The organism is Kitasatospora sp. NPDC058243 (genome assembly GCF_042882025.1).
Lineage (GTDB): Bacteria > Actinomycetota > Actinomycetes > Streptomycetales > Streptomycetaceae > Kitasatospora.
Genome location: NZ_JBHVWW010000004.1, coordinates 22,148 through 47,728 on the forward strand (window position 1 = coordinate 22,148; position 25,581 = coordinate 47,728).

Here is a 25,581-nt window from a genome sequence, read left to right on the forward strand (position 1 = left end):
ACCGGAGAGTGCCACCGATGCGCGTGTACGTGCCCACCACCCTGAACGGCCTGGCGGCGGCGCACCCGGGTGGTGCCCTGGACCAGTCCGCGGCCTACGCCGTGACGCCCGCGCTGCGCGAGTGGTACGTCAGTGACGACCTGGAGGAGCTGGAGTACGCGGCGCTGAACCGGGCCGCGCAGTCCTCCCTGCGGCTGCTGGCCGCCGACCCGGACGCCCCGCGCCGCCGGGTCGTGGTGGCCCTGGACGTGGCAGACTCGGCCGTCCGGCCGTTCCCCGGCGACGAGTACCAGGACCAGGCCTCGCTCGGCCGGGTCGTGCTGGCCGGCCCGCTGCCGCTGGCGAAGGCGGCGGCGGTGCACGCGGACGTCGCCGACGGCGAGGTGGTCGAGGACGTCGCGGCGGCGGTGGCGGCGGTGGCCGCGGCCGACGCGGGCGACCAGGACGCCCAGTTCACCGTGGACGGGGCCGAGGACCACGACCTGCTCTGGTTCGCCACCCAGGAGATCCCCGCGCTGCTGGCCTGAACGGCCGGGCGCACCCGAGCGGAGCAGAGGGGTGCGTGAGCCCCGTCCTACCGGCGTGTCGGTGGTCGGGGCTACCGTTTCGCGCGTGGCTACACACATCGTTTGGGACTGGAACGGCACGCTCTTCCACGACATGGAGGCGGTGCTCGGCGCGAGCAACGCCGCGTTCGCGACCATCGGCGTCGGGCCGATGACCATGCGGGAGTACCGCGAGCAGTACGAGATCCCGATCCCCCGGTTCTACGAGCGGCTGCTCGGCCGGATGCCGTCCCAGGAGGAGTGGCTCCGGCTGGACGAGGCCTTCCACGACCGCTACCGGGAGCTGAGCCCGGCCTGCGGGCTGACGGACGGCGTGCACGAGCTGATGGACGGCTGGCGGGAGGCCGGGCACAGCCAGTCGCTGCTGTCGATGTACGAGCACGAGAAGCTGCTGCCGCTGGTCGACGCCTTCGGCCTGACCGGCCGGTTCCTGCGGGTGGACGGCCGCAGCGGCCCGTCCGGCGGCCAGAAGGCGGAGCAGTTGGCCCGGCACCTGGCCGCGCTCGGCGAGCGGGTGGATCCGGCCCGTACGGTGCTGATCGGCGACGCGGCGGACGACGCCCGGGCGGCCCTGGGCGCGGGTGCGCGCGCGGTGCTCTACACCGGCGGCTCGCACACCCGGGAGAAGCTGGAGCCGCTCGGGGTGCCGGTGGTGGACAGCCTGGCGGAGGCGGTCGAGCTGGCCGGGCGGCTGGGGCGGGGCTGACCGGCCGGGGCGGGCGTGGCGGGCGCCACGTCCGCCGTCCGCGTGTCTGAGCGGGCGGATCGCGTGGCCGCTGGTCAGGCTGGACCAGGGCCTGTCCGGTGGGATCGGGCCCTCCCACCGGAGCAGTCAGCAGGACGGAGCCGCCATGCCGATCGACGCAGTCACCGAGGTGCCCCTCCCGGTCAACGAGCCGGTGCTGGGGTACGCGCCCGGCAGCCCGGAGCGGGGCCGGCTGGTCCGGCGGCTGGACGAGCTGGCGGCCGAGCAGATCCCGTTGCCGATGACCATCGGCGGCGAGCAGCGGTTCGGCGGCGGTGAGCGGATCGACGTGGTCCAGCCGCACCACCACGCCGCCAAGCTGGGGGTGCTCGGCAACGCCACCCGGGAGGACGCCCGCGCGGCGGTGGACTCGGCGCTCGCGGCGGGCCGGCAGTGGCGGTCGCTGTCCTTCGACGACCGGGCGGCGGTCTTCCTGCGGGCCGCCGACCTGCTGGCCGGGCCCTGGCGGGAGACCCTCAACGCGGCCACCATGCTCGGCCAGTCCAAGACCGCGCAGCAGGCCGAGATCGACTCCGCCTGCGAACTGATCGACTTCTGGCGGTTCAACGTCCAGTTCGCCCGGCGGATCCTGGCCGAGCAGCCGATCTCCGCGCCGGGCGTCTGGAACCGGGTGGACCACCGCCCGCTGGAGGGTTTCGTCTACGCGATCACCCCGTTCAACTTCACCGCGATCGCCGGCAACCTGCCGACCGCGCCCGCGCTGATGGGCAACACCGTGGTCTGGAAGCCCGCGCCGACCCAGACCCTGGCCGCGTACTACCTGATGCGGCTGCTGGAGGCGGCCGGTCTGCCGCCCGGGGTGATCAACCTGGTCACCGGCGACGGCGTCCAGCTGTCCGCGGTGGCCCTCGCCGATCCGGCGCTCGCCGGGCTGCACTTCACCGGCTCCACCGCCACCTTCCAGTCGCTCTGGCAGACCATCGGCGCCAACATCGGCGGCTACCGGGCGTACCCGCGGATCGTCGGCGAGACCGGCGGCAAGGACTTCCTGCTGGCGCACCGCTCGGCCGACCCGGCGATCCTGAAGGCGGCGCTGGTCCGCGGCGCGTTCGAGTACCAGGGCCAGAAGTGCTCGGCGCTCTCCCGGGCCTACCTGCCGCGCAGCCTCTGGCAGAAGATCAAGGACGAGCTGCTGGCCGAGGTGGACGCGCTCACGGTGGGCGACGTCACCGACCTCTCCAACTTCATGGGCGCCCTCATCGACCGGCGCGCCTTCGAGAAGAACCGGGACGCCATCGAGCGGGCCAAGGCCGATCCGACGATCGAGCTGGCGGCGGGCGGCCAGTACGACGACGCGATCGGCTGGTTCGTCCGGCCGACCGTGCTGGTCTCCTCCGACTACCGCAACGAGATCTTCCGGACGGAGTACTTCGGCCCGATCCTGGCCGTCCACGTCTACGAGGACGCCCGCTGGGAGGACGTGCTGCGCCGGGTCGACTCCGGCGCCCCGTACGGCCTGACCGGCTCGGTGATCGCGCAGGATCGTTACGCCATCGCCCAGGCGGTGGAGGCGCTGAGGTTCACCGCCGGGAACTTCTACATCAACGACAAGCCGACCGGCGCGGTCGTCGGCCAGCAGCCCTTCGGCGGCGGCCGGGCCTCCGGGACCAACGACAAGGCGGGCGCCGCCCAGAACCTCCTGCGCTGGACCTCGGCCCGCGCGATCAAGGAGACCTTCGTTCCCCCCACGGACCTGCGGTACCCGCACATGGGCTGAGAGTGAACGGGAGGCTCCGGTTTGGACATGGTGTCCAGGACGGACCGATCATCCTGCGAGTTTGCGCCTCCCTGTCCCTGTCCACCTTCGATTGATCCGGTTAGGCTGGCTGGCGTCGTCGGGTGGCTCCGCAGGACGAATCGTCCTACCCATTGCGAAGGAATTTCATGCGCGCCATGAAGCCTTTTCAGTCGGAAGGTGCGGCAGGATTGCGAGTGACCCGTCGGTGTACACCCACACACCACCGAGTCACGCAACGGCGCGCGACAGGAGCCAAGAAGTCATGCAGACCAAGCTGGACGCAGCCAAGGCCGACCTGCTCAAGAAAGCAGCCGCAGCCGCTGAGAACAGCCAGGTGGGGGGAGCGGCGCCGGGGGAAGGTCTGAGCAACGGCGCTCTGACCGCGTACCTGCACCACTACTACCTCCACACCGCGCCCGAGGACCTGGTCGACCGCGACCCGGTCGACGTCTACGGCGCGGCGGCCTCCCACTACCGGCTGGGCCTCAAGCGCCCGCAGGGCACCGCCGAGGTGCGGGTGCACACCCCCTCGGTCGAGGAGAACGCCTGGTCCTGCGGCCACACCGTGGTCGAGGTCGTCACCGACGACATGCCCTTCCTGGTCGACTCCGTCACCAACGAGCTGTCCCGCCAGGACCGCGCCATCCACGTCGTGATCCACCCCCAGCTGGTCGTCCGCCGTGACATCACCGGCAAGCTGCTGGAGATCCTGGACGTCGACGCCTGCTCCCGCAGCCAGGCCGCCGGCGCCGAGTGGCCCGCCGACGCGAGCGTCGAGTCGTGGATGCACATCGAGATCGACCGCGAGACCGACCGCGACGACCTGCGCGCGATCGAGGCCGACCTGCGCCGGGTGCTCGGCGACGTCCGCGAGGTCGTCGAGGACTGGAGCAAGATGCGCGAGAGCGCGCTGCGCCTGGCCGACGAGCTCGCCGAGGAGCCCCCGACCGGCCTGCCCGAGCAGGAGGTCGGCGAGGCCTGGGAGCTGATGCGCTGGCTCGCCGACGACCACTTCACCTTCCTCGGCTACCGCGAGTACGACCTGGCCGGGCACGAGGGCGAGGAGGTCCTGAAGGCCGTCGCCGGGACCGGCCTCGGCATCCTGCGCTCCGACCCGCGCGGCCACGACGACCACCACCACCCGGCCAGCGAGGCCTTCGGCCGCCTCTCCGCGCCGGTCCGCGCCAAGGCCCACGAGAAGAAGCTGCTCGTCCTCACCAAGGCCAACAGCCGCTCCACCGTGCACCGCCCGTCCTACCTGGACTACGTCGGCGTGAAGAAGTTCAACGCCGCCGGCGAGCCGATCGGCGAGCGCCGCTTCCTCGGCCTGTTCTCCTCCGCCGCCTACACCGAGTCGGTCACCCGCATCCCGGTCGTGCGCCGCAAGGTGCAGGAGGTGCTCGAAGGCTCCGGCTTCTCCAGCGAGAGCCACGACGGCCGCGACCTGCTGCAGATCATGGAGACCTTCCCGCGGGACGAGATGTTCCAGACCGCGGCCTCCGAGCTGATCTCCATCGCCACCAGCGTGCTGTACCTCCAGGAGCGCCGTAAGCTGCGGCTCTTCCTGCGCCAGGACGAGTACGGGCGCTACTTCTCCGCGTTCATCTACCTGCCGCGCGACCGCTACACCACCCGGATCCGGCTGCTGCTCACCGACATCCTCAAGGAAGAGCTGAACGGCGCCACCATCGACTACACGGTGTACGCCACCGAGTCGGTGCTGACCCGTCTGCACTTCGTGGTCCGCGTCGCCCCCGGCACCGAACTGCCGCAGCTCACCGACTCCGACATCGAGCGGATCGAGAACCGCCTCGCCGAGGCCGCCCGGTTCTGGATGGACGGCTTCCACGACCAGCTGCACACCGAACTGGGCGAGGAGAAGGCCGCCGAGCTCGGCCACAAGTACGCCAACGCCTTCCCCGACGGCTACCGCGCCGACTTCCCGCCGCGCACCGCCGTCGCCGACATCAAGCAGATCGAGTCGCTGCACGGCGAGGGCGACTTCCGCCTCAACCTGTACCAGCCGGTCGGTGCCGGCGCCGACGAGCGCCGCTTCAAGGTCTACCGGGTCGGCGGCCCGATCTCGCTGACCGAGGTCCTGCCGGTGCTCCAGCGCCTGGGCGTCGAGGTGCTGGACGAGCACCCGTACGCGCTGCGCCGCTCCGACGACACCACCGCGTGGGTGTACGACTTCGGCCTGAAGCTGCGCGAGGCCACCGAGCTCACCGACGAGGCCCGCGAGCGCTTCCAGGAGACCTTCGCCGCCACCTGGACCGGCAAGGCCGAGAACGACGGCTTCAACGAGCTGGTCCTCACCGCCGGGCTGACCTGGCGCCAGGCGACGGTGCTGCGCGCGTACGCCAAGTACCTGCGCCAGGCGGGCTCCACGTTCTCCCAGGACTACATGGAGGACGCGCTCCGCAACAACACCCACACCACCCGGCTGCTGGTCAACCTGTTCGAGGCCCGGCTGAGCCCCAGCCACCAGCAGGGCGCCGCCGAGCTGACCGAGGGCATCCTGGAGGAGCTGTCCGGCGCGCTCGACGAGGTCGTCTCGCTGGACGAGGACCGCATCCTGCGCTCCTTCCTGCACCTCATCACGGCCACCCTGCGGACCAACTTCTTCCAGCACGACGGCTCCGGTGACTGGCACTCCTACGTGTCGATGAAGTTCGACCCGAAGGCCATCCCGGACCTGCCGGCCCCGCGCCCCGCGTTCGAGATCTGGGTGTACTCGCCGCAGGTCGAGGGCGTGCACCTGCGCTTCGGCAAGGTCGCCCGCGGCGGTCTGCGCTGGTCCGACCGGCGCGAGGACTTCCGCACCGAGATCCTCGGCCTGGTCAAGGCGCAGATGGTCAAGAACACCGTCATCGTGCCGGTCGGCGCCAAGGGCGGCTTCGTCGCCAAGCAGCTGCCGGACCCGTCGGTCGACCGGGACGCCTGGCTGGCCGAGGGCATCTCCTCGTACAAGACGTTCATCTCCGCGCTGCTCGACATCACCGACAACCTGGTCGCCGGCGAGGTCGTCCACCCGGCCGACGTCGTCCGCCACGACGAGGACGACACCTACCTCGTCGTCGCCGCCGACAAGGGCACCGCGACCTTCTCCGACATCGCCAACGGCGTCGCCGAGTCCTACGGCTTCTGGCTGGGCGACGCGTTCGCCTCCGGCGGCTCGGCCGGCTACGACCACAAGGGCATGGGCATCACGGCCCGCGGCGCCTGGGAGTCGGTCAAGCGCAACTTCCGCGAACTCGGCGTCGACACCCAGACCGAGGACTTCAAGGTCATCGGCATCGGCGACATGTCCGGCGACGTCTTCGGCAACGGCATGCTGCTCAGCGAGCACATCCGCCTGGTCGCCGCCTTCGACCACCGCCACATCTTCCTCGACCCGAACCCGGACGCCGCCGCCTCCTACGCCGAGCGGCGCCGGCTCTTCGAACTGCCCCGCAGCTCCTGGGACGACTACGACAAGTCGCTGATCTCGTCCGGCGGCGGCGTCTTCCCGCGCACCGCCAAGTCGATCCAGCTCAGCACGCAGGTCCGGGCCGCCCTCGGCGTCCAGGACACCCGGCTCACCCCGGCCGAGCTGATGAAGGCGATCCTCCAGGCACCGGTCGACCTGTTCTGGAACGGGGGCATCGGCACCTACGTCAAGGCCTCCACCGAGACCAACGCCGAGGTCGGCGACAAGGCCAACGACGCCATCCGCGTCAACGGCGACCAGGTCCGGGCCCGCGTCATCGGCGAGGGCGGCAACCTCGGCTGCACCCAGCTCGGCCGCATCGAGTACGCCGCGGTCGGCGGCCCCGAGAGCGCCGGCGGCTGGATCAACACCGACGCCATCGACAACTCGGCCGGCGTGGACACCTCGGACCACGAGGTCAACATCAAGATCCTGCTCAACCAGGTCGTCACCGACGGCGACATGACGGTCAAGCAGCGCAACGTCCTGCTCGCCGAGATGACCGACGAGGTCGGCCACCTGGTGCTGCGCAACAACTACGCGCAGAACGTGGTGCTGGCCAACGCCGTCGCCCAGGCGCACAGCATGGTCAACGTCCACTCCCGGATGATCAACCGCTTCGAGCGGGCCGGCCGGCTCGACCGGGGGCTGGAGTTCCTGCCCGCCGAGCGCCAGATCCGCGAGCGCCAGCAGGGCGGCCGCGGCCTGTCGCAGCCGGAGATGTCCGTCCTGCTCGCGTACACCAAGATCATCCTGGCCGACGAGCTGCTGGCCACCGACCTGCCGGACGACCCGTACTTCCGCACCGCGCTGCACGACTACTTCCCGAGCGCGCTGCGGGCGAAGTTCGCCGACGCGATCGACAACCACGCGCTGCGCCGCGAGATCATCACCACGCTGATCGTCAACGACACGATCAACCGTGGCGGCTGCACCTTCGCCTTCCGGCTGAAGGAGGAGACCGGCGCGACCTACGAGGAGATCGCCCGGACGCACACCGCCGCGCGGGCCGTCTTCGGCCTGGAGGAGATCTGGGCCGAGATCGAGGGCCTGGACAACAAGGTCCCGGCCCGGATCCAGACCAAGATGCGGCTGCACTCGCGGCGCCTGGTCGAGCGCGCCACCCGGTGGATGCTCAACAACCGCCGCCAGCCGCTCGACATCGCCGGCACCATCGAGTTCTTCCACGACCGGGTCAGCCAGGTCTGGGGCTCGCTGCCCAAGCCGCTGCGCGGCGAGGACCTGACCTGGTTCGAGGGCATCCAGGGCGAGCTCGCCGCGGCCGGCGTGCCGGACGAGCTGGTCACCCGGATCGCCGGGCTGTCCTCGGTCTTCCCGACCCTGGACATCACCGAGGTCGCGGACCGCTCCGGCAAGGACGTCGCCGAGGTCGCCGAGCTCTACTACGACCTGGGCGACCGCCTGCAGATCTCGCACCTGCTCGACCGCATCATCGACCTGCCCCGCACCGACCGCTGGTCGTCCATGGCCCGGGCCGCGATCCGCGAGGACCTCTTCGCGGCGCACGCGGCGCTGACCGCCGACATCCTGGCCTGCGGCCCCGAGGGCGCCACCCCCGAGGAGCGCTACACCGCCTGGGCGGACCTCAACTCCACCCTGCTGAACCGCGCCAAGAGCACCCTCGACGACATAAGGGGTTCGGACAACTACGAGCTGTCCAGCCTCTCGGTCGCGATGCGCGTCATCCGCACCCTCCTGCGCACGGGTTCCATGCGCTGACGGCAGGCGGCACAGCAAGGCGGCGGGCGGCGGATTCCGGACGGTGACGGAGCCATCACGCTGCGCGCGAGCCGGGGTGGGGTCGGGAAGTGTCCCCGCGATTAACGTCGCGCTACGAAGTCCGCCCATTCCCACCGGAGTTCCCGTCCGGTCGCGAAATTTCGCCCCAACTGCCCTTTTTGGCAGCTGTTCTGACCTACCAGGAGTTGCAGTAGGCTGACCCCGCGATAGGCGTCGCCGCAGGTCCCGTGCCGGAAAGCACCGCGATGTGATGTGACATCAGGTGTCTTTCGGAGGGGGTTCAGGCCGCCAGTCCCATTCGCGCCTCGGGGCCCGGACCGGCTCCACACGGTGCCACCTGAAGAGAGTTTCATGACGTCATTTGTGCAGGAACCCTTTTTCTGGGTCTTCATCGTGGTGATGCTCGCAGCCGTCGGAGCGGCCCTCCAGGCCCGCAGGACGAACCTCGCCCTGCGGAGGCGAAACGTTTCCCTGGAGGAGGCCAGCGCCCTGGCACAGCGGCAGCGCGACGAGTTCGCCGTGCTGCACGACCAGCTGCGGAACCAGCACGCGTCCGAGCTGACGGACGTCCGCCGCGACGCCGAGGAGGACACCAAGGCCGTCCTCAAGGCGGCGATGCGGACGCTGCAAGGCCTGGCCGACGAGCAGCAGGTCGTCATCGACAAGGTGCAGCGGAAGTACGGCGACAGCCCGCAGATCCTGGCCGACCTGATGACGATCGACCACACGAACAGCCAGTTCGGCCGACGCGCCCAGGGCATCGCGGTGCTCTGCGGCGGCTGGCTGGGCCGCCGTGAGAGCGTCGCCTCGGTCTACGACGTGGTCCGCAGCGCCCAGGGCCGGATCCGGCACTTCGACCGGGTGCGGATCCACTCCCAGGTCAGCGTCGCGCTCGTCAGCAAGGTCGTCGAGCCGGTCGCCGTCGTGCTGTCCGAGCTGCTCGCCAACGCGACCAACTACTCCGCCCCGGACACCCCGGTGGAGGTCAGCGTCCAGGCCGTCCCCACCGGCGTCTGCCTGATCGTCGACGACGCCGGCCTCGGCATGGGCCAGGAGGAGAAGGACCGCGCGGCGGTGCTCCTGAACCCGGGCGCGCCGATCGGCCTCACCAGCCTGGGCAACCCCCCGAAGTTCGGCTTCGCCGTCTCCGGCATGCTGGCCGCCCGCTACGGCTTCCGGGTCTCCGTCGACTCGGTCTCCCCGTACGGGGGCGTGCGGGCCGTGGTGCTGCTGCCGGCCGAGCTGCTCAGCAGCGAGGTCGCGGCCCCGGCCCCGGCCGCCGCCGTGCACGGCGAGCACCAGGCCGCGCACGGTGACCACCAGGGCGCGCGCGGCGACTACCAGGCCCCGCCGGCGGAGCAGCCCGCGCAGGCCTGGGCGCAGGCCCCCGGTCAGCGGCTCGTGTCGCTGCCCGAACCGGCGGCGCCGCTGGCCCCGGTGCCGGCGGCGGCGGTGACGGAACCGGAGATGACCGCGGACGGACAGCTGCCCCGCCGCCGCCGCAACCGCCCGGTGTCCGTCCTCCCCTCCCCGCAGGACCCCGGCCGGGCCGAGGCGCCGGTGCGGAGCCCCGTCCAGAACACGCCGTCCCGCCTCGGCGCGTTCCAGCGCGGCACGCTGTCCGGGCGCAACACCACGAACACGGAAGGAACCGAGATCCAGTGAGCCGCGATCTTTCCTGGGTGCTCAACGACGTACTCCAGGTACCCGGCGCCCGGCACGCCATCCTCGTCTCCGCCGACGGCCTCCTGCTCGAACGGTCCAGCGAGATAGGCCGCGACGAGGCGGAGACCAACGCCGCCGCGATGAGCTCGATGCAGTCGCTGAGCCGCGCGGTCGCCCCGTTCGTCGGCACCGACGGCGCAGGCGCCGGGGTCTGGCGCCAGACCCTGCTGGAGTACGACCACGGCTGGATCTTCCTGATCGCGGCCGGCAGCGGCGCGTACCTGGCCGCCTCCACCGCCCCCGACGTCGACATGGAGGCGATGTCCTTCCGGATGCAGCAGCAGGTCGGCGCGCTCGGACGGGCGATGTCGGCGGCGCCGCGCCAGAGCACGCTCAGCGGCTCATGACGGCCGGCGGCGAGGAACAGCGGGTCACCGGCGGCTTCATCCGCTCCTACGTGATCACCGGTGGGCGCGAGTTACCGAGTGCGGAGGCCCTGTCTCTGATCACCTTGGTCACCGTCGCGCCCGAGCAGGACCTCCCGGCCCTGCCGAGCCCGGAGACCCGGGCGATCTGGGAGCTGTGCTCCGGCGGCTACCTCTCGGTGGCCGAGGTCGCGGCCCGGCTGGAGCTGCCGGTGGGGGTCGTGAGGCTGCTGCTGACGGACCTGATCCATGAGGGACGGTTGCTGTGCCGGTCGGCCCCGCCCCCGGCCCAGGCCCCGGATCCGAGACTTCTAGAGAAGGTACTGCATGGACTTCAACGCCGGTTCGCCTGAGGACATCTATGTCCCGGGCGCGGTGACGACCGCGGTCAAGATCCTGGTCGTGGGGCACTTCGCGGTCGGCAAGACCACGCTCATCGGGGCCTTGTCGGAGATCGCCCCGCTGAGCACCGAGGAGAGCATGACGCAGGCGTCCATCCGCGTCGACGACCTCCGCGGCGTACCGGACAAGAAGACCACGACCGTCGCCCTGGACTTCGGCCGGCTGACACTCGGCGACGACCTGGTGCTGTACCTGTTCGGCACGCCGGGGCAGCAACGGTTCATGCAGCTCTGGGAGGACATGGCGCGGGGCGCGCTGGGAGCGCTGCTGCTGGCCGACCCGACCCGCCTCGCGGACACCTTCCCCGTCATCGACCTGATCGAGCAGTACGGCCTGGAGTACGCCGTGGCGGTCAACAGCTTCGACCGGCAGGACGAGTACACCGAGGACCAGCTGCGCGAGGCACTCGACCTGCTGCCGCACACCCCGGTGGTGTTCTGCGACGCGCGGGACCAGCGTTCCTCGGCCGACGCCCTGCTGACGCTCGTCCGGCACCTGCTCGACCGCGCCTCCTGACCTCCCCCGCGCCTCCCTCCCCGCACGCCTCCCGGGTCCGCACCCGCCCGGGGCCACCTCCAAGGAACGACCCATGGATTCTCCGCAGCGACCCGCCCCGCAGTCGCCTCCGCAGGGCTGCCCGATGCACGTCGGCGTGAGCACACCGCTCTACGGGGAGATGTTCTCGTCCGACCCCGGCGCGGTCTACGACAAGCTGCGCGCCAACGGCCCTGCCGCGCCGGTGGAGTTGGCCCCGGGGGTGGAGGCCACCCTGGTCACCTCGCACGAGGCCGCCCTGCGGGTGCTGCAGAACCCGGGGATGTTCGCCCGGGACTCGCGGCGCTGGGCGGCGCTCAACGAAGGACGGGTGCCGATGGACAGCCCCGTCCTGCCGATGATGTTCTACCGGCCCAACTGCCTCTTCACGGACGGCGCCGAACACCTGCGGCTGCGCAAGGCCGTCACCGAGAGCCTGGGTCGGCTCAACGACAACCGGCTCAACCGGCACGTCGAGCGGATCGCTGGCTACCTGATCGACCAGTTCAGTCCGCTGGGCCGGGCCGACCTGCTCAACGACTACGCCAAGCTGCTGCCGCTGCTGCTGTTCAACCAGCTGTTCGGCTGCCCGGCCGACATCGGCGACCGGCTGACCCGCAGCATGTCCGCGCTCTTCGACGGCCTCGACGTGATCCAGGCCAACGAGGAGCTGACCGCCTGCCTGATGGACCTGGTCGCGCTGAAGCGCCGCCAGCCCGGCGACGACATCACCTCGTGGCTCATCCAGCACCCGGCCGGCCTGCGGGACGAGGAGCTCAAGGACCAGCTGGTCATGCTGATGGGCGCCGGCGTCGAGCCCGAGCGCAACCTGATCGGCAACGCGCTGCTCCTGCTGCTGTCCGGCGAGGGCCGCTCCGGACTGCGCATCGAGGACGCCCTCGACGACGTGCTGTGGAACAACCCGCCGATCGCCAACTACGCCACGCACTACCCGATGCAGGACCTCGACGTGGGCGGGGTCCCGATGGACGCAGGCAGCCCGGTGGTGATCAGCTTCGCCGCCGCCAACAGCGACCCCGCGCTGACGGATGCCCGGCTGACCCTCAGCAAGGGGGCCCACCTGGCCTGGGGCGCCGGCCCGCACGCGTGCCCGGCCAAGTCTCCGGCCCAGCTGATCGCCCTGAGCGCGATCGAGTGCCTGCTCAACGCCCTCCCGGACGTCACGCTCGCGGTGCCCGCGGAGAGCGTGGAGTGGCGGCCGGGCCCGTTCCAGCGCGGCCTGGTCTCGCTGCCGGTGCGGTTCAGCCCGGCGCCCGCCCGGACCACGCGGCCGGCCGCGGGCGCGGACACCGCGCCGGGCGGGTCGCCGGTCGGCTCCGAGGCGACGCAGGCGTACCCGCAGGCCACCGCCCCCGCACCGGGCCGGGCCGGGCAGAAGAAGGGGTGGTGGAGCTCCTTCCTGGACGTCTTCCGGGTCTGACACGCCCCGGGCTCCGATCCGACGCGCCGTCGGAAGCCGTTCCGCCACCGCGGCGTGAACGGAGTCCGACGGCGGTGCGGGTACGTGACAGGGGCAACACGGATCGACGCTTGAGCGCGCTGTTGCTGGGTAGATCGCCGCCGTACTGCCCGCCCGCGCGTAAGGAGCCCCGTGTGACCGCCACGTTGGAAGCCCGCCCCGCAGACCCGGAGCGCCCGGACGGAAGGGTGGTCGACCGCCGTGCCGCCGTGCCGCTCCTGCGCAGGCTGCGGTCGGCCGAGGGACTCGCCGACCCGAGCCCGGTCTACGACGGGCTGCGGGCGCTGGGAGACCTCGTCCCGGCGCCCTGGGGCGGCTACCTGGTCACCGGGTACGACGCGTGCGACCAGGTCCTGCGCGGCAGGACCTGGCTCGTCCCCGACTTCGCCTGGCAGGAACGGCAGACCGGGACGGGGCGCTGGGACGCCGTCGCCACCCAGGAGATGAGCCGGACCCTCTCCCGGCTCAACGCCCCCGACCACACCCGGCAGCGGCGCAGCCTCGGAAACCTCTTCGACCGGAACACCCTGCGGGACATGGAGCCGCAGATCGAGGCCGACGTCGCCGAACTGCTCGACCGCCTGGCCGAGCGAATACGGACGGACGGCGAGGCGGACCTCTCCGCCCTGGTCAGCGAGCAGCTGCCGATCAACACCGTCGGGCGCTGGCTGGACATCGCGCCCGAGGACTACCCGCACATCCTGACGATGACCCACAACCAGGTGCACGCCCAGGAACTGCTGCCCACCAAGAGCCAGCTGGCGGTCTCCGAGCAGGCCACCATGGACCTGCGCGAGTACTTCACCCGCCTCGTCCGGGAGCGCCGCGACAATGACGGCGACGACGTGATCGCCGGCTGGATCCGCACCTGGGACGCGCTGGAGTCCGACCGCGAGGCCACCGACCGGATGGTCTACCAGCTCACCATGTTCGTCACCATCGCCTCGCTGGAGACCACGGCGACGCTGCTCTCCTCGCTGGTGTGGTCGCTGCTGCGGTCGCCCGGCCGGTGGGAGTGGCTGCGGGAGCGGCCGGAGCACATCGACGACGCGATCGACGAGGCGCTGCGCTACGACCCGCCGGTCCGCGTCAACAGCCGCGTCGCGGGCGAGGACACCGAGCTGGCCGGGGTGTTCCTGCCCAAGGACACCATGGTCCACGTGATGTACGGCGCGGCCAACCGCGATCCGCGCCGCAACCCGGACCCGCACACCTTCGACGTGCTCCGCCGGGGCACCCACCTCACCTTCGGCGGCGGCGCCCACTACTGCCTCGGCGCGGGCCTGGCCAGGCTGGAGGCACGCGCCCTGCTCGGCCAGCTGCTGCGGCGCTTCCCGACCCTGCGGGTGGCGAGCCCGCCCGAGTACGCACCCCGGATGGTCTTCCACCGGGTGACGTCCCTGAGAGTGGCCGCATGAACGTGTTCCCCCAGGTTCCCCAGGTTCCGCAGTACCCGCCGCACGCGGCGCAGCCGTCGTACCTCCCGTACCCGTACCCCGAGCCCGTCGCGTCGCCCGTCCCGCCGCCCGCCCCGGAGCCCGTTCCCGCGCCTGCGGCGGCCCGTACGGTCCGTACCGAGCGCCAGGGCCCCGTGCTCCACATCGAGTTGGACAGCCCGGCGACCGGGAACGCCGTCACCTCTGCCATGTTGGACGAACTCCTCGCCGTGCTGGCCGTACCCGATCCGGCCGTGCGCGTGATCGTGCTGTCCGGGGCCGGCCGGGACTTCTGCCTCGGCGGCGACCGCGACGAACTCTTCGCGGGCCTGGAGCAGGACCCGACCGGCGGCGGCATACGGAGCTACGGGGAGAAGGCCCGCAGGGTCTGCGATGCCCTGACCAACAGCTCCGCCGTGACCGTCGCCCGGGTCCAGGGCCGGGCCACCGGCGCCGGCTTCGCCCTGGCGCTCGCCTGCGACCTGCGGGCCGGCGCCGACAACGCCGTCTTCCGGCTGCCCGAACTGGCCCTGGGCCTGCCTGTCGCCTGGGGCGGACTGCTGCCTCGGCTGCTCCACGAGGTCGGCGCGGCCCGGGTCCGCGAGATCATCCTCACCAGCCGCCCGGTCGGCGCGGTGGAGGCGCGGGAGCTCGCCATCCTGCAACGCGTCGTCCCCGAGCAGGACCTGGACGGGGCGGTCGCCGAGTGGGTCAGGCCCGTCACCCGCCGCCCCGAGGCCGCACTGCGGGTCACCAAGACGCTGCTGGCCTCCCACGCGGCGGCCACCCGGTTGGCCGACGCCTCCGTGCTCGACGCCGAGCTGATGGCCTCGGTCCTGGCCGCCGCCCACTACACCCGCGGCCTCGCCGCCCAGCCCCCGGCCCACTGACCGCCAGCTGCCGTCCGCCGCCTTCGACCTCCGTCCGGTCGAGGCGGCGCGTACGTGGCTCCGCTCTCGGCGGCCCCGGCGGGGGCCGCCGGGGTGTTCGCGGTTCCTGGGAAGTGGGTGGCGCGCTGGTACGAGCTGGTCAGTGCGCGGCCGCGCGTTGGAGGGCACTGGCGAGGAGGGCGAGGTCGGTGGGGCCGTTGCCGAGTTCGCGGACCGGGCGGCGGGCGGGTGGGGCGCCGAGTTGGAGCGGGTCGATCGCGACGACGGTGGGGCGCAGGGTGGCGGTGCGCGGGATGCGGCCGCTGATCCGGGCGGTCTGGAAGGCGGTGACGCCGCCGTCCGGCAGGCGCAGGTAGCCGCGGCCGGGGGTGTCCTCGGGCAGGGCGGCCGCGTCGCCGAGGTGGATCAGCAGGTCGGAGTCGGCCGGGTCCTCGGTGCGCAGCGCGATGCGGAGCAGGGCGGCCTCGTCGACCTCGGTGCCGGCGCTCTCCTCCGGGTGGCCGGTGGTGACCGCGAGGTGGACGCCGAGCGGGCCGCCGTGGCGGGCGACGGCGGCGAGGGCGCGGGCGAGCGGGCGGCCGGCCGGGGAGGTGGGGGAGAGGAGGGCGTCGTAGTCGTCCACGACGACGACCAGGCGGGCGGGGCAGGGGGCGGCGGCGGGGGAGGTGACCGGCCGGGGGCCGTCGCCGCCGCTGCGCGGGTGGATGATCTTCGGGGTGGCGGCGGAGGCCGCGCCGACGACGGCGGGCACCGGGACGGCCGGGTGTCCGGCGAGGCTCTGTCCAGCCAGGCCCTGCCCGTCCAGGCTCTGCGCGTCCAGGCTCTGCCCGTCCAAGATGCGGGCGGCGTGCCAGGAGGCGAAGTCCAGTCCGTCGAACAGCCGCTCGCGCAGGGCGAGTTCGTCCTCCAGGGCCTCCGCGGCGAGCAGTGCGGCCCGCGGGTCGTCGGCGGCGTTCACCAGGCCGGTGACGTGCGGCAGTTCGGTGCAGCCGTCCAGGCCGTCCTCGGTGGACCGGCCCTCGATGAGGGTGACGGTGAGGCGCTCGGGGCGTTCGGAGACGGCGAGCGAGGCGACCAGGGTGCGCAGCAGCTCGGTCTTGCCGGAGCCGCGGGCGCCGCCGATGAGCAGGTGCGGGCCGCCCGGGTCGGGGGAGGGGAGGGCGAGTTCGGGGTCGGCCAGGTCGAGCGTGCAGAGCTCGTCCCGGGTGGTGCCGAGCAGCGCGGTGGCGGCGCCGATGCCGCCGGCGTGCGCCGCCCAGCGGGCGGACAGCTTGGCCGGGGTGACGGTGTCGAGCTGGAGCAGGTCGAGCAGCCGCAGTGCGTCGGGCAGCGGGCCGCGGGCGGCCGGGGCGGCCTCGCGCAGCGGGGCGAGCACGCGGGCGAGCCGTTCGGCCCAGGCGTCGGAGACGGCGTCCAGGGAGACCTCGTGCAAGGTCTCCCTGCCGCGGGCGACGGGGCGGTCGAGGGAGAGCTGGGTGCCGACCTCACCGGTGATCAGGGCGGTGGCGCCGAGGCCTCGGGGGAGCAGTTCGGGCTGCTCGGCGAGGCAGACCGGGAAGATGCCGACGGCCGGTCCCTGGCGCAGCAGCAGGTCGACGGCCTGCCGGGCGGTCTCGGTGGTCGGGCGGCCGTCCACCACGACGACGGTGGCGGGGTGGCCGCCGAGGCCGGCCGGGCCGCTGAGCCGGGCGGTGAGTTCGGTCAGCCGGGCGGTGGCCTGTTCGTCGTCGAGGCCGAGCAGCAGCCGGCAGTCCTGGCCGTCGGCGGGGCGCAGGTGGGGCAGCCAGAGGGCCCAGGCCCAGGTGTCGGCGCGTTCTTCGGGGGTGCGGGCCTGGTCGGCGTCGACGACGACCAGGCTCAGGCCGGTCGGCGGGTGCAGGGCGGCGAGCTGGGCGACGACGGCCCGGGTGAGTGCGTCCAGGCGTTCGCGCGGGCCGCTGAGGCCGAGGCTGCCGGCGGTCTGCAGGTCGAGGGTGACGGGGACGGCGGGCAGCATGGTGCCGGGTGCGGTGCCGGGGCCGCCGGGGCGGTCGGCGGTGCCCAGGCGCAGGGTGAGCGCGTCGGGGTGGCCGGGGCCGCGCTCCCAGAGCCGGGGGCCGGGGCCGACGGCGTTGAGCAGCAGGGTGGCGAGATCCGGCCACCGTTCGCGTTGGGTGGCGGCCTGGCGCAGCCGTACGGCGGTGTGGTGGCGTTCGGCGCTCTCCTGGCCGGGCGGTTCGGCGGTGCGGCCGAGTCGCAGCGAGAGCAGGCCGCGGCCGCGGCCGGGGGCCGGTTCGGGGGCGGCGGGGGGTTCGGCCACCGGCGGGGTGGGGCGGACCGGGCCTGGGGCGGCGAGCTGGAGGTGGCCGTGGCCGTCGGGCAGGGCGGCGCGGCCGGTGCCGTCGGCCGGGTCGGGGGTGGCCACGTGCAGGGTGGATTCGCCGATGCGCAGCAGGGCGCCGGCTTCCAGCGGGACGGCTTCCTCGGGGGCTCCGGGCGGGACGAGCCGACCGTCCAGGGTGGTGCCGTTGGTGGAGCCGAGGTCGCGGACGGTGATCCTGCCGTCGTCGGCGAGGTGCAGGGCCAGGTGCAGCCGGGAGACGTCGGGGTCGTCGAGCGGGACGTCGGCTTCGCCGGAGCGGCCGATCCGGATCTCCCGGCCGTGCAGCCGGTGCACTCCGCCGGCGTCCGGGCCGCCGACCACGCGAAGTTCGGCGGCGGCGGGGGTGTCGTCGGGGTCGTCGGCGGTCGGGTCGGGCTCGTTGAGGCTGAGGACGGCCCCGTCGAGGAGCGGGGGGTGGCCGAGCAGCGTGTGCTCGTCGACCCGGTGCGCCCCGGCGTACAGGTGCACGTGGGTGGCGGCCCGGGGCCCGCGCACGCCGACGGCGCCCGCGAGGGCGCCCGCGAGGGAGCCGAGCGCGGTGCCGACGGGGGCGGTGACCAGCACGTCCACGTAGGGGATGGCGGAGCCGGCGGCGGCCGGGCCGCTGCGCGGTCGGAGGACGGTCAGCCGGATCTGCATCTCGCCCGCGGGTCCCTTCTGCTGGTGTGGAGCCTGGTACCGCTGCCCGGTGTCGTCGCGGGCGCGCGGGGCGGCCGCGGCGACCCTTTGGGCCACACGAGTGGCGAGTGTCCATCCTGCCATCCGTCACGGACAGTCCGCGCACCGTACCGGATTTGACGATCTTGCGATCATCGCCATGGTGGAGGCGACGGAGGGTCAGGTCAACCGGTGCGGCGAGGGCCCCGTCGGCGGGCCCGCGGAACCGGTCCGGGAACTCCCCTAGGGGATGTCCCCCAACCCCTCCGGGATGGCCTGCCGGTCGCCCCAAAAACCTGAACGGACACCGTTAGAGTGGCCGCAGACACGGGCCCGGCAGGCTCACCGCACCGGCGGAGGAGCGCCCCGCGCGGGCGGCACGACGAGGAGTGCGACAGGTGCGGCCAGTCGGCAGCAAGTATCTGCTTGAGGAGACCCTCGGACGGGGTGCCACCGGGACGGTCTGGCGCGGCCGGGTGCGCCCCGACGTCCAGGTGCCCGGCAGCGAGCCCGGGCAGCTGGTGGCGATCAAGGTGCTGCGCGAGGAACTGGCGTCCGACCCGGACGTCGTGATGCGCTTCCTGCGCGAGCGCTCGCTGCTGCTGCGGCTGACCCACCCGAACATCGTCCGGGTCCGCGACCTGGTGGTCGAGGGCGAGCTGCTGGCCCTGGTGATGGACCTGATCGACGGCCCCGACCTGGCCCGCTACCTGCGTTCCAACGGCCCGTTCAGCCCGATCGCCGGCGCCCTGCTGATGGCCCAGGTCGCGGACGCGCTGGCGGCCAGCCACGAGGACGGGATCGTCCACCGCGACCTCAAGCCGGCCAACGTGCTGCTCGCCTCCACGGTGTTGGACGGCACCGAGCAGATGCACCCGATGCTGACCGACTTCGGCATCGCCCGCCTCGCCGACTCCCCGGGCATCACCCGTACCCACGAGTTCGTCGGCACCCCCGCCTACATCGCGCCGGAGTCCGCCGAGGGCCGCCCGCAGACCTCCGCGGTGGACGTCTACGGCGCCGGGATCATGCTGTACGAGCTGGTCACCGGCCGCCAGCCGTTCCAGGGTGACAGCGCGATCGCGCTCCTCCACGCCCACCTGGCGCAGGAGCCGCAGCGGCCCAGCACCATGCCCGAGCCGCTGTGGACGGTGATCGAGCGCTGCCTGCGCAAGGACCCGGCGCAGCGGCCGTCCGCGACCTCGCTGGCCCGCGCGCTGCGGGTGGTGGCGGCCGGCGTCGGGGTGCACGCCTCCCCGTCGGCGGTGGACGAGGCGCTCGCGGTCGGCTCGCTGCTGCTGCCGGACCCGCGCCCGACCTCCGTCCCGAGCGCCGGCGCGGGCGTCCCCGGCCTGACGCCGGCTGCCCCGGCGGCCCCGCAGTACGACCCGGCCGGGGCGACCCAGGTGATGGGCACCCAGCCGCCGCCCGCCCCGCCGTTCGGGGCCCCGGACCGCACCCAGGTGATGCCGCCCACCGTCGTGCCGCCGCCCCCGCCGGGCGCTCCGGGTGTTCCGGGCGCTCCGGCGGAGGAGACGCCGCACCCGTGGCAGACGCAGCTGCGGGCGGCCCGGGACCGCAACCAGCAGACCCAGGTCGGCTACTTCGGCCCGGAGGACTTCGAGGACCCGCAGGTCGCCCCGAGGCCCTTCCAGGCCGGGCCGGCCGGCCCCCCCGGCTACCAGCCGCAGCCGCCGGCCGGCTACCACCCGGACCAGCGGCGCCAGGGCCCGCCGCCGCCCGGGTACGCCCAGCGGCCGCCGGTGGCCCCGCCGCCCTACCGGGGCGGTCAGGGCGGTCAGGGCTACCAGGCCGGGCAGTCCGGTCACGGCGGCCCGCCGCAGCCCGGGCCCGGTGGACGCCCGCAGCCGCCCGGCGGCTACCGGCCGGCCCCGGCCGCGTACGGGCAGTCGCAGGGCGGCTACCCGCCCCCGCCCGCCCCGGTCCCGCGCCGGGCCGAGCCGCCGGCGCCGCAGCACCGCGAATCGCCGCAGCACCGCGAATCGCCGCAGCACCGCGAGCCCCCGCAGCACCGCGAATCGCCGCAGCGCCGCGAATCGCCGCAGCGCCGGGACGAGCCGCGCGAGCAGGACCGCCGCGAGCCCGCCCCGCCGCGCGAGCGGCGCCCGCGCAGCCGCAACCGGATGTACATCCCCGGGCTCGGCTGCCTCAAGGGGTGCCTGGTGGTGCTGGTGGTGCTGGTGGTGGCCGGGGTGGCGCTGTGGAACTTCACGCCGCTGCCGCACTACTGGGACAACATCCAGGGCTGGTTCAACACCGTGCGCGACTGGGCGGACGCCCTGTTCGGCAGCTCGAAGAACTGACGCCGGGCCAGACCCTGCCGTGCGGGCCCGCCCGGTCCAGGGCCGGGCCCGCGCGGCGGGATTGACGCTTTGTCGACAATTCGCAAGATTTCTCGCCCGCGGCTGCCCGCCCAGGGCCCTCGGGCGGCCCGCGCGGGGCGCCGGGGCGCGTAGGTTGGTCGCTGTTGTCCCGCCCCATCGAGCGCACCGGACCCCCGGGCGCGCTCCCGCGCCGCCCACGGAGCAGCATTGGCACGCAAGATCGGCAGCCGGTACACCGTCCACCAGGTGATCGGCCGGGGTTCGGCCGGGACGGTCTGGCTCGGTGAGGGGCCCGACGGCCCGGTGGCGGTCAAGCTGCTGCGCGAGGACCTGGCCGCCGACCAGGTGCTGGTCGGCCGCTTCGTCCAGGAGCGCGCCGCGCTGACCAGCCTCGACCACCCCCGGGTGGTCGGCGTGCGTGACATGGTCGTGGACGGCAGCGACCTCGCCCTGGTGATGGAGCTGGTCCAGGGCACCGACCTGCGCTCCCGGCTGGAGCGTGACGGCGCGCTCCCGCCGCAGACCGCCGCCTCGGTCATCGCGGACGTCGCCGACGGCCTGGCCGCCGCGCACGCCGCCGGCATCGTCCACCGCGACGTCAAGCCGGAGAACGTCCTGCTCGACCTCGCCGCCGCCCCCGGCCCCGGCGGCGCCCCGCGCGCCAAGCTCACCGACTTCGGCGTGGCCCGCCTGGTCGACGCCCCGCGCCGCACCCGGGCCACCCGGATCATCGGCACCCCCGACTACCTCGCCCCGGAGATCATCGAGGGCCTGGAGCCGCGCGCCGCCGTCGACATCTACGCCCTCGCCACCGTGCTGTACGAGCTGCTGGCCGGGTTCACCCCGTTCGGCGGCGGCCACACCGGCGCGGTGCTGCGCCGGCACGTCACCGAGCAGGTGCCGCCGATCCCCGGCCTGCCGGACGGGCTGTGGCGGATCATCTCCGAGTGCCTGGCCAAGGCCCCGGCCTCCCGGCTGCGGGCCGCCGAGCTGGCGGCCCGGCTGCGCGAGCAGCTGCCCTCGCTGGCCGGCCTGCCGGTGCTGGCCGTGCCCTCCCAGGGCCGCGCCCCGGCGGAGGAGGCGCTGACCCCCGGTGAGGCCGTGTACGCCGAGGTGGACGCAGGCCCGGGAATCCACAAGCGCCGCCGGGGCCCGGCCGTCCCGCTGGTGCCCGGCGTCGCCCCCGACTCCACCCGGGACACCCACACCAGCCTGCGCCGCCCCTCCGCGGACGAGCTGGCCGCGTACGCCGCGGAGTCCCGTGCCCAGCGCACCGCCCCGGGCACCGGGCACCGCCGGGACCGGCAGGCGCTGCTGCGCCGCCGCCGGGTGCTGGCCGTCCTGCTGGCCACCGTCCTGCTGCTGGCGGGCGCCGCCGCGGCCTGGACGGCCTTCGCGGCCACCGCCCCGGACGCCGGTCACCCGGCCCGCCCGACGGTGTCCGGCACGGCCCCGCGGGCACCGTAGCGGGCCGTCGGGCGGGTACCGCGAGAGCCGGAGGACCCCGGTGTCGTCATGACCACCCCCGGAACCATTACCCTGGGGGCGTGGCAGCCGTCGATCCTTCCGAAGAGCTCAAGAACCTCGAAACGACCATGGGGTCGATCGAGGCCGTCCTCGACCTGGACAAGATCCGGGCCGACATCGCTGTCCTGGAGGAGGCGGCAGGCGCCCCCAACCTGTGGGACGACATCGCGAACGCGCAGAAGGTGACCAGCCGGCTCTCCTTCCTCCAAGGCGAACTGCGCAAGGTCGAGGGCCTGCGCAGCCGCATCGACGACCTGGGCGTGCTGTTCGAGCTGGCCGAGGCCGAGGACGACGCGGACACCCGGGTCGAGGCCGAGTCCGAACTCGTCTCCCTCCAGAAGGCGGTCGAGGAGCTGGAGGTCCGCACCCTCCTGTCCGGCGAGTACGACGCCCGCGAGGCGCTGATCAACATCCGCGCCGAGGCCGGTGGCGTCGACGCCGCCGACTTCGCCGAGCAGCTGATGCGCATGTACCTGCGCTGGGCCGAGCGGCACGGGTACCCCACCGAGGTGTACGACACCTCGTACGCCGAAGAGGCCGGCATCAAGTCCGCGACCTTCACGGTCAAGGCGCCGTACGCCTACGGCACCCTGTCGGTCGAGCAGGGCACCCACCGCCTGGTCCGCATCTCGCCCTTCGACAACCAGGGCCGCCGGCAGACCTCCTTCGCCGGTGTCGAGGTGCTCCCGGTCGTCGAGCAGTCCGACCACGTCGACATCGACGAGGGCGACCTGCGGATCGACGTCTACCGCGCCTCCGGCCCCGGCGGCCAGGGCGTCAACACCACCGACTCGGCGGTGCGCATCACGCACCTCCCGACCGGTGTCGTGGTCTCCTGCCAGAACGAGCGCTCGCAGATCCAGAACAAGGCGTCCGCGATGAACGTCCTCCAGGCGAAGCTGCTGGAGCGGCGCCGCCAGGAGGAGCGGGCGGCGATGGACGCGCTCAAGGACAGCGGCAGCTCCTGGGGCAACCAGATGCGCTCCTACGTGCTGCACCCGTACCAGATGGTCAAGGACGTCCGGACGGAGTACGAGGTCGGCAACCCGCAGGGCGTGCTGGACGGCGACATCGACGGCTTCATCGAGGCCGGCATCCGATGGAGGAAGCAGCGGGAAACCGCGAGCTGAGCGTGAGGATGCCGGCCTCGATGAACATCAAGCACAGCATCGAGGCCGGCATCCGCTGGCGCAAGCAGCGCGAGACCGCCGCGCAGTAGGCGCAGGCATGCGAAAGGGCCCCCGACCGCAGTGGTCGGGGGCCCTTTCGTATGCCTCGGTGGGTTCAGGCCAGTGCCTGCCGGGCGATCAGCGCCACCGCGAGCAGACCGGCCAGCAGGGCCAGCAGCATCGCGGGGGAGAGCGCCGCGAACGGACCCTGCTGCTCCTGCAGCCGGGCCCGGTTGGCGCGGCAGACCGCGCAGCGCCCGTCACTCACGCGGCCGTTGCAGTTGGCGCACACCAGATGGTCGCAGGTCATGCGATCTCCTCCTCGCTGCTACAGCCAACGCACCGGACGGGGCTTTGGTTCCTCTTCTTGCCCTGTGCGGGGGAGCGCCCGAACACGGACGCCACCTCCACTCTGCCAGGTTCTGACCGTTCCGGCTCCCGGGCTGTGAGATGCCTCCCAATTTTCGGGGCATAACCAGACATTCTCCCCCAGATTTCGACGGCTGTCCTGGGCGGGCCCTGCGCGCCGACCGCCGATTCGCGTATGGTCCCAGACCGGGAGCGGCCCTTTCCGCTCCCGCCACCCGCCCCAGGGCCGGGCGCCCGGGGTGGACCGACCGAGGACTGGCGCCGCCTAGGATGGCCTCCGTGATGCAGCCGTGATCAGATTCGACAACGTCTCCAAGACCTATCCCAAGCAGAACCGTCCCGCCCTGGACAACGTCTCGCTGGAGATCGAGAAGGGTGAGTTCGTCTTCCTGGTCGGCTCGTCCGGCTCGGGCAAGTCCACCTTCCTGCGCCTGTGCCTGCGCGAGGAGCGCCCCTCCACGGGCGAGGTGCACGTGCTGGGCAAGGACCTCGGCAAGCTGTCCAACTGGAAGGTGCCGCACATGCGCCGCCAGCTGGGCACCGTCTTCCAGGACTTCCGCCTGCTGCCCAACAAGACGGTCGCGCAGAACGTCGCCTTCGCCCTCGAAGTGATCGGCAAGCCCAAGAGCGCCATCAACAAGGTGGTGCCCGAGGTGCTGGAGCTGGTCGGCCTCGGCGGCAAGGAGGACCGCATGCCGGGCGAGCTGTCCGGTGGTGAGCAGCAGCGCGTGGCGATCGCCCGCGCGTTCGTGAACCGTCCGATGCTGCTGATCGCGGACGAGCCCACCGGCAACCTCGACCCGCAGAACTCGGTCGGCATCATGAAGCTGCTCGACCGCATCAACCGCACCGGCACCACGGTGCTGATGGCCACCCACGACCAGGCCATCGTCGACCAGATGCGCAAGCGCGTCATCGAGCTCGACAAGGGGCTGCTCGTCCGCGACCAGGCCCGCGGCGTCTACGGATACCAGCACTGACCGACCGGCGCAGCCGGCGCTGAACCCGTAGGGCCGTCCGCCCGCGTCGCCAGACCAGCAGTACCGACCCTGGAGTTGTTACCCGCATGCGTGCCCAGTTCGTCCTGTCGGAGATCGGTGTGGGTCTCCGCCGCAACCTGACGATGACCATCGCGGTCGTGGTCAGTGTCGCGCTCTCCCTCGCCCTGGCCGGTTCCTCGCTCCTGGTCCGCGACCAGGTGAACTCCATGAAGGGGTACTGGTACGACAAGGTCGAGGTGAGCATCTACTTCTGCACCAAGTCGGACGCGCGCAACTCGCCGCAGTGCGACAAGGGTGCGGCCACCGACCAGCAGGTGCAGGACATCAAGGCCCAGCTGGACAAGATGGACTCGGTGGTCCAGTCGTCGGCCTTCGAGAGCTCCGCCGAGGCGTACAAGCACTGGAAGGAGATGAACCCGGACAACCCGCTCATCTCCGTCCTGGGCCCGGACGCGATGCCGCAGTCCTGGCGGGTCAAGCTGAACGACCCGACCAAGTACGACGTCATCCAGAGCGCCTTCGCCGGCAAACCCGGCGTCAAGTCGGTGGAGGACCAGCGGAAGATCCTGGAGAACCTGTTCGGCCTGCTCAACGGCCTCCAGACGGCGGCCTTCGTGATCATGGTGCTGATGCTGTTCGTCGCCCTGCTGCTGATCGTCAACACCGTCCGGGTGTCGGCGTACAGCAGGCGGCGCGAAACCGGCATCATGCGCCTGGTCGGTGCCTCGAACTTCTACGTCCAGATGCCGTTCATCGCCGAGGCCGCGTTCTCCGCGCTGCTCGGCGCGGCCATGGCCTCCGGGCTGCTGGTCGGCGGGCACTTCTTCGTCCAGAACTGGCTGGCCGACCGGGTGCAGTTCATCCACTTCATCGGCCTCGGCTCGGTGCTCGCGGTGATACCGCTGCTGATCGTGGTCGGTATGGGCATGGCCGGCGTGGCGGCGTTCTTCACCCTGCGCAAGTACCTCAAGGTCTGACCACCTCCGGCCCCGGCGGCCCCGGACGGCACTGCGCCGTCC

The 25,581-nt window shown here is 72.7% G+C and carries 18 protein-coding genes; 16 read left to right on the forward strand and 2 right to left on the reverse strand.

What is annotated here, in order from left to right; all coding sequences use genetic code 11:
* Window positions 1-17 precede the first annotated feature (17 nt).
* From ACFVX9_RS04350 to ACFVX9_RS04400, 11 genes are all read left to right on the forward strand, one after another.
* Window positions 18-527, forward strand: coding sequence for a DUF6912 family protein (locus tag ACFVX9_RS04350; protein WP_363370351.1), 510 nt, complete (start codon window positions 18-20; stop codon window positions 525-527).
* A gap of 85 nt (window positions 528-612) precedes the next feature.
* Window positions 613-1,272, forward strand: a complete 660-nt coding sequence (locus ACFVX9_RS04355) for an HAD family hydrolase (protein WP_079135844.1) — start codon at window positions 613-615, stop codon at window positions 1,270-1,272.
* Window positions 1,273-1,423: 151 nt separating this feature from the next.
* Window positions 1,424-3,049, forward strand: coding sequence for an L-glutamate gamma-semialdehyde dehydrogenase (gene pruA, locus ACFVX9_RS04360; protein WP_387980449.1), 1,626 nt, complete (start codon window positions 1,424-1,426; stop codon window positions 3,047-3,049).
* A gap of 283 nt (window positions 3,050-3,332) precedes the next feature.
* Window positions 3,333-8,279: an NAD-glutamate dehydrogenase gene (locus ACFVX9_RS04365; protein ID WP_380487309.1), complete on the forward strand. Its 4,947-nt coding sequence runs from the start codon at window positions 3,333-3,335 to the stop codon at window positions 8,277-8,279.
* A 372-nt stretch (window positions 8,280-8,651) separates the two neighbouring features.
* Window positions 8,652-9,965, forward strand: coding sequence for an ATP-binding protein (locus ACFVX9_RS04370; protein WP_380479557.1), 1,314 nt, complete (start codon window positions 8,652-8,654; stop codon window positions 9,963-9,965).
* Window positions 9,962-10,372 carry a roadblock/LC7 domain-containing protein gene (locus ACFVX9_RS04375; RefSeq protein ID WP_363370343.1) on the forward strand — a complete coding sequence of 137 codons (411 nt, stop codon included), beginning with the start codon at window positions 9,962-9,964 and terminating at the stop codon, window positions 10,370-10,372. Before ACFVX9_RS04370 ends, ACFVX9_RS04375 begins: the two co-directional genes overlap by 4 nt.
* On the forward strand, window positions 10,369-10,743 hold the full coding sequence (locus ACFVX9_RS04380; protein WP_350881090.1) for a DUF742 domain-containing protein: 375 nt from the start codon (window positions 10,369-10,371) through the stop codon (window positions 10,741-10,743). The genes ACFVX9_RS04375 and ACFVX9_RS04380 overlap by 4 nt, the downstream gene beginning before the upstream one ends.
* On the forward strand, window positions 10,718-11,308 hold the full coding sequence (locus ACFVX9_RS04385; RefSeq protein WP_387980347.1) for an ATP/GTP-binding protein: 591 nt from the start codon (window positions 10,718-10,720) through the stop codon (window positions 11,306-11,308). Before ACFVX9_RS04380 ends, ACFVX9_RS04385 begins: the two co-directional genes overlap by 26 nt.
* 73 nt (window positions 11,309-11,381) lie before the next feature.
* Window positions 11,382-12,767: a cytochrome P450 gene (locus ACFVX9_RS04390; protein ID WP_387980349.1), complete on the forward strand. Its 1,386-nt coding sequence runs from the start codon at window positions 11,382-11,384 to the stop codon at window positions 12,765-12,767.
* A 266-nt stretch (window positions 12,768-13,033) separates the two neighbouring features.
* Entirely contained in the window at window positions 13,034-14,224 is a 1,191-nt protein-coding gene (locus tag ACFVX9_RS04395) for a cytochrome P450 (RefSeq protein WP_380376996.1), read from the forward strand.
* A complete protein-coding gene (locus ACFVX9_RS04400; RefSeq protein WP_387980351.1) occupies window positions 14,221-15,132 on the forward strand; it encodes an enoyl-CoA hydratase/isomerase family protein in 912 nt (303 codons plus the stop codon). Before ACFVX9_RS04395 ends, ACFVX9_RS04400 begins: the two co-directional genes overlap by 4 nt.
* A 139-nt stretch (window positions 15,133-15,271) precedes the next feature.
* On the opposite strand, the gene ACFVX9_RS04405 is transcribed toward ACFVX9_RS04400, so the two are convergent.
* Entirely contained in the window at window positions 15,272-18,229 is a 2,958-nt protein-coding gene (locus tag ACFVX9_RS04405; RefSeq protein WP_387980353.1) for an FtsK/SpoIIIE domain-containing protein, read from the reverse strand.
* Between the two features lie 320 nt (window positions 18,230-18,549).
* Between ACFVX9_RS04405 and ACFVX9_RS04410 the strand changes: the two genes are divergently transcribed.
* The 3 genes from ACFVX9_RS04410 (at window position 18,550) to prfB (ending at window position 23,153) form a co-directional block, all read left to right on the forward strand.
* Window positions 18,550-20,475 carry a serine/threonine-protein kinase gene (locus ACFVX9_RS04410; RefSeq protein WP_387980355.1) on the forward strand — a complete coding sequence of 642 codons (1,926 nt, stop codon included), beginning with the start codon at window positions 18,550-18,552 and terminating at the stop codon, window positions 20,473-20,475.
* A 228-nt stretch (window positions 20,476-20,703) separates the two neighbouring features.
* Window positions 20,704-21,963, forward strand: coding sequence for a serine/threonine-protein kinase (locus tag ACFVX9_RS04415; protein WP_063349170.1), 1,260 nt, complete (start codon window positions 20,704-20,706; stop codon window positions 21,961-21,963).
* An 80-nt stretch (window positions 21,964-22,043) separates the two neighbouring features.
* Window positions 22,044-23,153 carry a peptide chain release factor 2 gene (prfB, locus tag ACFVX9_RS04420; RefSeq protein WP_380343626.1) on the forward strand — a complete coding sequence of 370 codons (1,110 nt, stop codon included), beginning with the start codon at window positions 22,044-22,046 and terminating at the stop codon, window positions 23,151-23,153.
* A gap of 154 nt (window positions 23,154-23,307) precedes the next feature.
* On the opposite strand, the gene ACFVX9_RS04425 is transcribed toward prfB, so the two are convergent.
* Entirely contained in the window at window positions 23,308-23,502 is a 195-nt protein-coding gene (locus tag ACFVX9_RS04425) for a hypothetical protein (RefSeq protein ID WP_363370334.1), read from the reverse strand.
* Window positions 23,503-23,851: 349 nt separating this feature from the next.
* Here ACFVX9_RS04425 and ftsE point away from each other — a divergent pair, with 349 nt between their 5' ends.
* Together ftsE and ftsX are read left to right on the forward strand one after the other, a co-directional pair.
* Window positions 23,852-24,541 carry a cell division ATP-binding protein FtsE gene (ftsE, locus tag ACFVX9_RS04430; RefSeq protein ID WP_063349173.1) on the forward strand — a complete coding sequence of 230 codons (690 nt, stop codon included), beginning with the start codon at window positions 23,852-23,854 and terminating at the stop codon, window positions 24,539-24,541.
* A gap of 86 nt (window positions 24,542-24,627) precedes the next feature.
* Entirely contained in the window at window positions 24,628-25,539 is a 912-nt protein-coding gene (ftsX, locus tag ACFVX9_RS04435; protein WP_063349174.1) for a permease-like cell division protein FtsX, read from the forward strand.
* Window positions 25,540-25,581: the final 42 nt, after the last annotated feature.

Bases quoted from the DNA above. Each gene is read 5' to 3' on its own strand.
- ACFVX9_RS04350 (WP_363370351.1), top strand. From the start codon at position 18: ATGCGCGTGTACGTGCCCACCACCCTGAACGGCCTGGCGGCGGCGCAC.
- ACFVX9_RS04365 (WP_380487309.1), top strand. From the start codon at position 3,333: ATGCAGACCAAGCTGGACGCAGCCAAGGCCGACCTGCTCAAGAAAGCA.
- ACFVX9_RS04370 (WP_380479557.1), top strand. From the start codon at position 8,652: ATGACGTCATTTGTGCAGGAACCCTTTTTCTGGGTCTTCATCGTGGTG.
- ACFVX9_RS04380 (WP_350881090.1), top strand. From the start codon at position 10,369: ATGACGGCCGGCGGCGAGGAACAGCGGGTCACCGGCGGCTTCATCCGC.
- ACFVX9_RS04385 (WP_387980347.1), top strand. From the start codon at position 10,718: ATGGACTTCAACGCCGGTTCGCCTGAGGACATCTATGTCCCGGGCGCG.
- ACFVX9_RS04390 (WP_387980349.1), top strand. From the start codon at position 11,382: ATGGATTCTCCGCAGCGACCCGCCCCGCAGTCGCCTCCGCAGGGCTGC.
- ACFVX9_RS04400 (WP_387980351.1), top strand. From the start codon at position 14,221: ATGAACGTGTTCCCCCAGGTTCCCCAGGTTCCGCAGTACCCGCCGCAC.
- ACFVX9_RS04425 (WP_363370334.1), bottom strand. From the start codon at position 23,502: ATGACCTGCGACCATCTGGTGTGCGCCAACTGCAACGGCCGCGTGAGT.
- ftsX (WP_063349174.1), top strand. From the start codon at position 24,628: ATGCGTGCCCAGTTCGTCCTGTCGGAGATCGGTGTGGGTCTCCGCCGC.